Origin of the sequence: Leifsonia tongyongensis (assembly GCF_010686705.1) — a bacterium.
Lineage (GTDB): Bacteria > Actinomycetota > Actinomycetes > Actinomycetales > Microbacteriaceae > Diaminobutyricibacter > Diaminobutyricibacter tongyongensis.
This window is the reverse complement of the sequence record NZ_JAAGWY010000004.1, coordinates 361,094-371,254: the sequence shown is the minus strand read 5'-3', so window position 1 is coordinate 371,254 and position 10,161 is coordinate 361,094. Positions and strand designations below refer to the sequence as shown.

At 60.0% G+C, this 10,161-nt stretch carries 10 protein-coding genes; 2 read left to right on the top strand and 8 right to left on the bottom strand.

Going from position 1 to position 10,161, the window contains the following annotated elements; genetic code table 11:
- Nucleotides 1–371: 371 nt before the first annotated feature.
- The gene (locus G3T36_RS17360; RefSeq protein ID WP_163291094.1) at nucleotides 372–569 is read left to right on the top strand and encodes a hypothetical protein; all 198 of its coding nucleotides are present in this window, start codon (nucleotides 372–374) and stop codon (nucleotides 567–569) included.
- Nucleotides 570–572: 3 nt separating this feature from the next.
- Here the strand turns inward: G3T36_RS17360 and G3T36_RS17355 are convergent, their stop codons facing one another.
- The 3 genes from G3T36_RS17355 to G3T36_RS19880 all read right to left on the bottom strand — a co-directional run bounded on the left by G3T36_RS17355 (nucleotide 573) and on the right by G3T36_RS19880 (nucleotide 3,426).
- Complete coding sequence (locus G3T36_RS17355; RefSeq protein ID WP_163291093.1) at nucleotides 573–1,193, bottom strand: hypothetical protein; 621 nt, start codon at nucleotides 1,191–1,193, stop codon at nucleotides 573–575.
- A 269-nt stretch (nucleotides 1,194–1,462) separates the two neighbouring features.
- Entirely contained in the window at nucleotides 1,463–1,891 is a 429-nt protein-coding gene (locus G3T36_RS17350; protein ID WP_163291092.1) for a recombinase family protein, read from the bottom strand.
- 80 nt (nucleotides 1,892–1,971) lie between these two features.
- Nucleotides 1,972–3,426: a recombinase family protein gene (locus tag G3T36_RS19880; RefSeq protein WP_163291091.1), complete on the bottom strand. Its 1,455-nt coding sequence runs from the start codon at nucleotides 3,424–3,426 to the stop codon at nucleotides 1,972–1,974.
- A gap of 170 nt (nucleotides 3,427–3,596) precedes the next feature.
- On the opposite strand from G3T36_RS19880, the gene G3T36_RS17340 reads away from it, so the two are divergent.
- On the top strand, nucleotides 3,597–4,145 hold the full coding sequence (locus G3T36_RS17340; RefSeq protein WP_163291090.1) for a hypothetical protein: 549 nt from the start codon (nucleotides 3,597–3,599) through the stop codon (nucleotides 4,143–4,145).
- Here G3T36_RS17340 and G3T36_RS17335 read toward each other — a convergent pair.
- From G3T36_RS17335 to G3T36_RS17315, 5 genes are all read right to left on the bottom strand, one after another.
- A complete protein-coding gene (locus G3T36_RS17335) occupies nucleotides 4,142–4,927 on the bottom strand; it encodes a tail fiber domain-containing protein (protein WP_163291089.1) in 786 nt (261 codons plus the stop codon). The genes G3T36_RS17340 and G3T36_RS17335 overlap by 4 nt on opposite strands.
- A 9-nt stretch (nucleotides 4,928–4,936) precedes the next feature.
- A complete protein-coding gene (locus G3T36_RS17330) occupies nucleotides 4,937–6,088 on the bottom strand; it encodes a hypothetical protein (protein WP_163291088.1) in 1,152 nt (383 codons plus the stop codon).
- Nucleotides 6,088–8,583 (bottom strand): hypothetical protein, encoded by a 2,496-nt coding sequence (locus tag G3T36_RS17325; RefSeq protein ID WP_163291087.1) that lies wholly within the window; start codon nucleotides 8,581–8,583, stop codon nucleotides 6,088–6,090. The genes G3T36_RS17330 and G3T36_RS17325 overlap by 1 nt, the downstream gene beginning before the upstream one ends.
- Nucleotides 8,576–8,872, bottom strand: a complete 297-nt coding sequence (locus G3T36_RS17320) for a hypothetical protein (RefSeq protein ID WP_163291086.1) — start codon at nucleotides 8,870–8,872, stop codon at nucleotides 8,576–8,578. Before G3T36_RS17320 ends, G3T36_RS17325 begins: the two co-directional genes overlap by 8 nt.
- A 348-nt stretch (nucleotides 8,873–9,220) precedes the next feature.
- Nucleotides 9,221–10,009 (bottom strand): hypothetical protein, encoded by a 789-nt coding sequence (locus G3T36_RS17315; RefSeq protein ID WP_163291085.1) that lies wholly within the window; start codon nucleotides 10,007–10,009, stop codon nucleotides 9,221–9,223.
- Nucleotides 10,010–10,161 lie beyond the last annotated feature (152 nt).

Sequence of the window (10,161 nt, the reverse complement as noted above, 5' to 3'; positions counted from 1 at the left end):
GCCCATCGGCACGGCCGTGAAGCCGCTGCGCGGCTCCTCGGAACCGGCGCGATGGGACCCAATAGTCAGCAGCGAGTGATGAAAATGGCGGGGCCACCTTTTGGTGACCCCGCCATTTTCAGAACGTCGGGCTGACAGGATTTGAACCTGCGACCCCTTGACCCCCAGTGACGCTACCGGCATGAACCACTGTTTCCCGTGGTGTCCCGACAGGCGGAAAATCAAGGGATTTGATCGGTCAGCCCGAGGGCGTATGAACGCCTGTTTCCCACCGTTTCCCGCAGCGCGCACACACAAGTGCACACACAGGGGCGCGCCCGTTACCCCAAGGGTGTACGTTCAGCGGCAACGATAGACAGAGGAGTCTAGAAATGGCCGCAACCGCTGAAGACCGTAAGCTACTCGACGCAATCGCCACCTACGCCGCAGCCGTCCAAGTCGAAAAGGAGGGCGCGGTGCCAGAAAAGAGTGTCGATGATGCCGCTGCGGAGGCCCTGGTGGAGCTGGACAAGTTCACCGTTCGGGTGGCACAGGCTGTCGCCGCTAGACAGAACGCCCACGGCGTGTGACTTCTAGCGGGGAAGGGTCTTTCGGATCTTTGCTCCGTACTGTTCGAAGGCGGCATTGTAGCCGCGGTGGCCATGCAGACGATTTAGGAATCCTGCTGCTGCGTGGTGCCAAACGCTGACCGCTGTGCCGGATCCCCAGGCGATGCCCCAAGCCTGATAGGTGCCGCGAAACATGAACATGGTGACTTCATCGACTAGGGAGGTGTTCCAATACACGCGAAGGATGATTCGCGAGGGGTCGAAGTTGGGGATGAGTGCAATCTCCTCCTCGGAGGCGTCGGCGAATACGTTGATCCATGGCCACTCGATTGCCACAGCTAGATGGTTGCGCATCACTGCACGATCAGGGTTTCCGAACTGGTGCCAGTCGGCGCGTTGTGATCGTGCGATGCGTGCTCTTAGTAGCCCAAGCTGGGTTCGGTCGCCATCTTCCAAGGGGAGCACGCCGGCATCAAGTAAACGGAGTGCGGTTGACCAGCCGTATGTGTCGAGGTCGTCACCGAACCTGCGGGCTGTGACTTCGTCGGCGAAGGTCTTTTGTACCATGTGGCCGCTTTCGTCTCGTCCCTGGACCCGCCAAGATCCTCTGCCGTTGGTGAGTCTTCGTCCTGTGACGCTTGCCATGCGATGACGCTACCCGGTTGGGGAGCAGAACGGCTGTCTCATCTTGTGGTCAGCAGACATTCGAACCTATGTTCTAAAAATGGGCAGCAACAAACGGTATCCGTCGATCCCTCCGTCGCAGAAACCGCACCCCTACACGATCGGGAAGCAGCCCGTGTCGCTCACTTCGCTCGAGCTTGAGGAGGAGCTAGCGCGCGCAAAGACTGGCTCTGTGTCGGCCCTCGCCTGGGTGCATTTCGGTCAGATCGCGGAGCTGATCGAGTGCACAGCTACGGCGTGGTCTGAGCACGCGGTGCGTGTCGAGTTTGAGGGGCCGCTTGGGGAGCACCGTCAGGTGTGGGTGTGGCGGGGTGCTGTACGGCAGCCATGATCGCGAGCATCGCGGCCCCTGCTGGTCCGGTCGTGTCGAGATTCTCAGTGAGGCTGCGGAAGCCTACATGGCGCTCCCGTAGCGCTTCGATGACCTCGAGTATCTGGCGGGTGTTTCTGCCGAGCCTGTCGAGCTTCCACACTGTCAAAACGTCTCCGGGTTGCAGATGATCCAGACAGGCAAGGAGTTGGGGTCGTTGCATTATTGCACCCGATACCCCGTTGTCGGTGAAGATGCGTTGCGCTCCAGCCGCATCGAGGACCTTCACCTGTTGCAAAAGGTTCTGTTCCGATGCCCTTGCGACTCTTGCGTAGCCCACGATTGCCACGATTACTCCGATCAGTTGGATATTTGCGCGAGCACTCCTGGCACCTCGGTACACAATGTGACTTCGGCACGGAAGGATTGCTAATACATGATGCGGATTCGTTGAGGTGCCATTTCGTCCCAAAAGTCGCGCTCCACCCTCTCCCACGTTTCGCGAGTCATTTGGGGGTTGTGGGGCGGACTTTTCCGCCCGACCGGAAGCGGGTCAATTTCGATGCGATCGATAATGCTCCGAAGAAAATATGCCCGCCGGGGAATGCTCCAACTGCGCCAATCCACTCCGCCAGCGAAGATCTCGTGGAATTGAACACGCTCGAGCACCGCAGTGAGCGCCGCATTTGCCTCGCGTGTCTCATCCAGAAGATGCCGCGTATCGGCCGCTGCCCGACCTATCCCCTTCGCCTCCCAGTCGGGTTGCTGCGCTGACTCCAGGTCGAGCATCAAGGAGTCCAAGCGTTCAATCTCATTCAGGGTTTCTGATCTGCGCGAGCGTGACGACATGAAGCTCACCGGGAGCATATTGAGGACGGCGTCGAAAACGTATACCTCCAGTCGGTCAGCTCTCATCATTGTCTTGCCACACGAAAGCCGGGTCGGGCCAGCGCGCGGGTCGTCGCCGTCCAGAGGATGCGCCGTCCGTCCCGCAACGCAGACCATCACGGAGTTTGCATGGCTGGTAGAAAGGATCAACCGGGCACCGCACCGGCCGCAATGGGTGAGACCGCCACCTAACGATGAGCGTTGGTGGGGCACCCCGTGTTGACCTCGTTCGTTGAGAACGTGGGCCACGCCTGTGAAGGTCGCCAGATCTACGATCGGATCCCAACTCGCCACCCCAGCACTGTTCAAGCCGATCAATGCCTGATTGCGCACAGCGTGCCGAAGGACCATTGCGGACCAGCGCGTTCTACGACGAGTGGGTACGAGTTTAGAGTTCCAACCCTTAACGATGGCACCTAGGGAGTCGCCCGCCATAATGCGAGCCAGGGCGAACCGGATCAGCTTCGCCTCCGCCGGGGCCACAACTAGGGTCTTGTCCCGAACACGGAACCCCAGAGGAGCCGGGCCGCCATGAAACTTGCCCGACGCCGCACGTTGATCGGCTGCTGCCTTGACTCGTTCACTCAGGCGATCGGATTCTGCGGCATCCCAAGCGGCAATGGTGCGTGCGACAGCGCGACCATCCGCAGTGTTCAGATCGAACTCGCCCGACGCAACAGTGCTAATTCGCACCTTGTGCTTCATAGCCACATCAATGAGGTCGTTGTACTCCTGAGGGCGGCGCGTGAGACGAGAGTTCGAATAGGCCAGGATCACCCCAAATTCATTGAGACGAGCACGGCGCAGCATCGCGGCGTACTCTGGCCGGGCCTTCTTAGATTTGGAACTTGCGGAGACATCATTGTCAACAAAGACCGTCGCGACTACGACTCCAAGGCGCGCAGCGAGCGCCCGACACATCTCCTCTTGGCGCTGCACACCGAGCGCGGTCCCTTCCGGGTCCGACGAAATGCGGCAGTAGATCGCGGCAAGCACACCTCAGAGTGTCCCCCGCGCCTCCGCCTCGGCAAGGGCGATTACGCATGTTGGGCATTTAACACGTAGAACATTCGCGCACACTGCACGACTATCGCGAGCATTAAGGTACAAAAGCCTTAAGCGCGGACACTCTTTAATATGGGGGTTTATCTCCGTAGTCTGAACACGTGAGCAAGCCTCAGGGGGAACGTAAGCAGTCGGTCCATTCCACCGTCATTGGCGGGGCGGTCGCCGTCGTCGTCCTTGTGGGCGCAGTAGTCGGAATATCTGTCGGGCTAGAGAACGCGCGCGCGCAAGCGAAACAATTTCATCTGCTGGCCAACGCGAAAGCATCATCCGTCGTCATGGAAGCCGCATCAGTTGAAGACGCAGCCGTTATGGCGGACGCAACACAGGCGGAAGCGATCAACCACACCGACCAGATCGCTGCACAGCAGGAAGCCGTGAAGGCGCAGAAAGCTGCTGCCGCGAAAGCTGCCGCCCTGAAAGCGGCACAGGAAGCCGCTGCAGCCCAACAGGCGGCACAGCAGCAGACGGTTCAACAGTCCGCCCCAGCGCAGCAGGCGAGCGCACCCGCCGCCCCCGCCGCCCCAACCTCGAGCGGACTACCCGCAGGCTCACCTGTACCAAACATCCCTGGTACAAACGCTCCAGACACCACGGCATGCGCATCCGGAAGCGCATCGACGGTGAACGGCATTCCGGTCTGCGACTAGAGTCCCGCAGCGGTAAGCCGCCGCTCATGATCCTGAAGCGTCGGAATGAGCGCCAGCACGATCCGGTCATATTTGACACCGTACGGCAGGCCTTGTGCGTCGTAATCGACCGCCCACTTCAGCCCGAGCGCGTCCATGTCCTCAGCGATGACACCCCACTCAACCGCAGCCTTCGCGCCCAGCTCAGCAACAGCCTGGTTGTATCGGAACGTGACAACCTGCATCGCCATCATTGCCGACGTGACATCTGGGGCCGGGGTGATGTCCTGTTTGAATCGGCGTGACGATGGCACGTAACCCATCGCCCCTGTGGAGTCCACGTACTGCACCCGGTAGGCGACCGTGAGCAGGTTGTTGTAGACGCCAGTGCTATTCACGCCAGTGGGGAATGTGCCTCCACCGCCAGCGGACACGTTGCCTGTTGCGGAAACGTTCGCCCCTGAGACGTTGCCGCCTGCCGCGATGCCACCCGTAGCAGTGATGCCGCCAGTGGAGATAAGCCCACCGCCCTGAATGTTCCCACCCGCGGTAATGGTAGTGGCAGCGGTAATCGAACCACCCGAGTTGAGCGCACCAGAACCGACGTTCAGCGAGCCGGTACCGCTGATGGTGATTGAGCCGCCACCGTTGACGAGCAGCCCACCTGAGCCGATCTGGGTTGCGGCAGCAGATAGAGCTGATGCCTGTTCGCGTTGCGTGCGCTCAAGGTCGCGCTGTTTGCGTGCGTCATCGCCCATCTGCGGGGGCACGTTCCATGCGAGACTTCCGGGGCTGATTCCCATTGTGTTTCCTTATCCGACCGCAGGGCCGGCGAGAACCGGCGTGATGATGGGTGTGTTGTCGAGTGCGAGCTGGTAGCCGATAGCGCGTGCAGTGCCCTTGTAGCCGCCAGGGAAGCCCGGTACGAGGTCATCCCCGTTTTGGTCGAGTCCGCCGATGTTGAATCCGATGTCGTCACCCAAAAACCAGTCAGTGCCGAGTTGGGGGGCAACGTCAGCAGCCGCCGAAAGAGTCAGGGTGACAGCCCCGCCATCCATCGCAGCAACGGCAGACTGCGCCCACCCGATTAGGGTGTTCGGGTCGATGATCGACGTTGAGGGTGTCCACCGGTATTCATACGTAGGGCGGAGCGGATCAGTCACAATTTGAGGCGGAGACTGGGGGCGGGAAGTCCCCTGACCGCTGGAAGTGGCCACGACCGAGTTCGCGCCCTTACCAGCCGAATAGTCACGAAGCCTCTGAAACTTTGTGACCGGCCCCGGCATTTCGAACGCGGCGTTCGGGGACATGCCTGCTGCGACTGCCGCGCCGATTCGGTCACCCACATAAAGGACAGGTGTGTACCGTTCAGGTGAGGATTGATGTTCCCAGCCGATATACCATTCGGGGCCACCCTGCACGGCCATCAGGTCCGTCAACGCAGAGTAAACGGTCTTGTCGTCCTGGTCTGCGTAGGTGTGATCCCGTGCCTTCCCTGAGCCTGCTGTGACGTACTGGACCCGAATTGGGATACCCCCGTTAGGTCCAACACTTATGTACCCGCCGATGAGCGTATTGATGATGTCGTTCTGACCCGCCGCGGTGAAGATCTGGTTACCCACATAGCGGCGATCTAGGTACGCCTCGAGAGTTGTCAGACCGAGCTGCACAACATCCGTTTCGTCAATCAGGTCCGTGGCAACCGTGGCACCCCATACCGGAATGGGCTGGCCAGAGAAGGCACCTGACAAACCGGTTGGTTGGGAAAGCAGGATCAGGTTCGCGGCACCCGAGGTAGTTGCTCGCTGCCAGTTCTCAGGGGCTGACGGGAGCGGCAGAGTCGCACCCACTGACTCATACCGGCCAAGTGTCTGCCGGATCACATCGGTGAGCTGAAGGTCAGGAAGATCCGCGATTACAGTTCCGGTCTTTGCGTCCGTTGCAACCCATGAAAACTGCGCCATCAGGCAAGCCCCGCAGCGCGCTGGCGGAATTGGATGCCTGCGATAACGGCGTCAGGGTCAGGGCCGGAAATGTTCCAAGTCGTGTTGTGCGTCACGGGCGCTGCGGCTGCCATCGCTGCTCTCGGGTTCTGGTTATACGCCCTCAGGAAACCTGGGTTATATGAAGCCGAAGATGCCTTGATGACGAACTCGTGCGGGCTGAGCATCGCGGGAATCGTGTCGGTGCCCTGCGCCTGGAACGGGAACCCACCGGCTGCCAGATACGAACCGATCGTCCCGCCCGCCGCGAGATGAGCAGGCACCGGACCGCCATCAGCTCGCACGAGAGCTTTGCCGGCCGTTGTCGCGAGTCCTGAGGTTGGGCCGCTGACGACGACGGTTGCCCCAACCTGAATGTTGCGGGTGATCGAAGCAAGCATGGCCTTGAAGTCGGCAATGTTCGCTTTTGCCTTAGCAAGCGCTCCCTGGTTGATTTCCAGAACTGTCGGCGGAACCTTCAGGTTCTTTACGTCATACAGTTTGTCGATATACGCCTGAATCGCCGGAGTCAGGTTATGGGTCGCCCGCAACTGGTTCTCAAGCGCAACCTTCGAATCGCCGTATGCTTTCGTGCCCGCCTGAGTTGAACCAGTCTGCTTCGCAATCGCCTCAGCAGCCTGCTGATCGGCAGACACCTTCGACTCAATCGCCTGCTGGTTAGCAACCGCCGCTTTCGTGTTCCCATCAATCGCGGTGCCGTTCTGCTTGAAAGAATCCAGCAGGGTGTTGGTGGCCGCAGCAGCACCCGTCTGAGCCTGAGCAACCGACAGCATGCCACCGTTGAGAATCGTGAAAGCGTTCGTCAGCAGAGTTGCCGCGTCATTCTCGAGCTGCAACTGCTGTGTGGCCGCTGCCGCTGAATCTGCGTTCTGCTTCTGCGCACCACGAGCGGCAAGCAACTGCGGTAGCGACATTCCGTACGACTGGGCAAGATCGGTCTGCGCCTGCAACTGGGCTTTCGTGTTGATGGTCGCGAAACCCTGAGCCTTCGCAACATCGTTGTAGGCCTTGATATGGGCCTGAATATGTTTCTGATTGTCAGAGATGACACCAGTCAGGTTGATCCAGTTCGCCCGGAACTCCGCGACCTTCGCTGTCGAGTTCGCAGGGTTGTTGGCGTAATCCGTCATCGCCTGATTGACCTTCAGAATTGCGGCACGCTGACCGATCGCAGCGGCTTCGACCGTCTTAGCGGACAGACCCAGCTGGCGCCCAATGTCAATAGCGGACTTGCCGAGGCTGTTGTACTGTCCAAGCGAGTCTTTGTCAGCAAGTGCTTTTGCCGTCTGCTGGCGGATATTTTCACCGATCACACCGTTGTCTGCCTGCACAGCCGCCGTATAGTCCTGAAGCGCGCTCGCGGCCTGTTCGGAAGCCATTCGGCTAGTGATGAACGATGACGCGATATACCCGAGCGCAGCCACGGCAATGCCCGCCACTCCACCCACAACGGACAGATCCAGGCCGAACCCACGCACCGCAGCCGCCGCATCCCGGACGGTGGGGGCAATGTTCTTCCATAGGAGGAACGCCCCGTAGACCGTTCCCGCACCCAGTGCAAGAGGGGTGAGGTTGGCGAGCAGAGGGGAAATCAATGAGGCTAACTGACCAAGCGTCGTCAGCGCGCCGAGCAGGAAGGTGCCTAGCGGAGCGAACGCGCCTACAAGATCGAGAGTGCCCTTCACGAGGGAACCCAAAGCGGTGGCAACTTGCGGGAGTGAAGCAATCGCCATCTGCGTGAACTGCTGTAGTCCACCGTCCTGCGTCCATCGCTGGAATCCGAGCGCTAACTGTTCGACGTACACGCCCGCCTGAACGAACAGGGGGTTCAGTACTTCGAACGCCTTCAGGACACCACTGACCAGGAAGTTCGACGTAATGCCAAGCTGCTTCCCGAACACGCCAATCTGCCCGTTGAGGGCAGGCATGTAACTGTTGAGCGTTGAAATGCTCTGCGTGAAGGCCGACAGCATCGAACTTGCTGCGGTCCCCGCCAACTGGTTGAAGTCACCCTTGAGGATCTGCAGCCCGGCAGAGAAGGTGTTACCGGCAGCAGTACCTTCCTCCATCGCATTCTTGACACCGAAGATGGCGAGAATGCCTGCTGCGCCCATCCCTGCGAGCGCGCCAGCAACCCCAGTCGAATAGCCGGCGAGCGCAGGGAGCATGGGCAGCAGGAGCGCCACCGCCCCCGCAATCAACGCCATCCGCGAAGCGCCGAACCCAGCCGTGTTGCCAAGGTTCGTGTTTGACTTCCCGACACCATCCGATGCAACTCTTACGGCCTCAAGCTGTGCGATTGCGTCGCCCACCTTCGCATCAACCTTGACGGTCGGTTCCATCGCCCCAAGTTCACGGGCAATGCCTTTTGCCTCAGCCGCATCCGCCTTGAACTGCTCCATGTCGATACGCAGCTTGGCGATGATGCTGCCAGCTACGGTGGGTCCCTCACTCATGCGATCCCTCCCCGATCATGGCCATGTCGTTCCACATCAGCGCTTGCTGCACGTACGCCAGCGCCTCATCCCGCGAACTTGTCCCCTCGACAAGCAACTTCGCGTACTGCTGCAAAGCCGCCCCGGCCAACACGGCCAACTCAAGGGCGGGGTCGTCAGTCGCGTTTGCGTAATCGATCAGCGCTTGAATCTGCGACCATTCGCCGGGGTCCGCGAGTTCGACAGCAACCTGTTCGAAGAAGAGCTGGACGCGTGACGAACTTTCAAGATCCTCAAAGGCTGAAGTCATTGCGGGTGTCCTTAAAGACGAAAGCCCACCGAAGCGGGCATGAAAGTTGACGGTGGGATTCGGGTCAATTCCGGTGGTCCAAAGCAGGCGGAACCTTCCCCGGTCCTTTGCGCCCCAGAATCAGATCGAGCTCGCCCGCGTTGTATGCGGCAGTGACCTGCTCGGCAGTTGCGGAGGATGCCCAAGCCTGAGTTTTCTGGTTTGCAGCCCAGGCCGTGTAAACCTTCTCCTCCTCATCAGGAGCGTCAGGAACACCGGCCATCACACTTTCAAGTTCACCCGCAACTCGCGCCTTATCAATCTCCTCAGGGGTTGCCTACTTCATCCACGCGTTGCTTCGCTGCGTAGTCATTCGGCAATCGCCTCCTCACGCGAAATCGGGGTCAGACCAAGCCGCTTCAGATCCTCAGCCGGCCACGCGTGCGCGGTGTCACGCATATGCACCTGACCGTTCTCGTGACGGTAGAAAAGCGCATCCTCAGGGATACCTGGAACCTCCTGCGCCACCGTCCTCACACGGGCGAACAGCTCGTCACGGGTCGGATAGCCAGCGTTATCAGCAGTGAAATACTCACGCCCAAGCTGAGAGCTATTCAGCAGTGAATGCAGAAGCCCCTGCAACACCAATCCCGAGTACTCGGGCTGGAATTCTCGAGTCCCCGCACGGACGGCACTATCCGAGTAGGACAAGCCCTGATCGGACGCCAAGGCGGCGAAGCGCGGCCCAATCGGCTTCACGCCGGCAGCAGCCATACGCCCGCGCCAATCAGAGAATTTCGCATTGTCAGACGCGTACTCGCTTACGAAAGCCAGAACAGCCGATTCCACGTTGGTGAGCAGTTCAACCCGCCGCGTGCCCTCCGCCGTCGCGTGAGCATCCATCTCGCCGCGAATCTGACTGAGCACTACCTGACGCTTAGACTCACGGATGCTCTTGGCCTTCTCGCGGGCAGCCTCAACCAGCTTGCGTGCGAACCTAGCCACCGAAATCTGCTCCGACAGGTCCGCATGCGTAACCGTGTCATCGCCGGCCACAATACGATCCTCAATCGCGGTCACCAAGGCTTCAGCTTCAACCGCTTTCGCTTCGGCATCCTCGACAATCACGTCCGGATCTTCGTCAACGCTCTTACTCATGTGCCCTCCTCAGGACATTTCTCAAGCTCTCAAGATCTATCTGCCAGGAGCGCTCATTTACGCGCTTCGCTCGGACTTTTCCCCGTGCCGCGAGCCTTGTAATGTGCCGCTCCGACTTCCCCACTTCGCCTGCCGCCGTGTGGACGGAAACC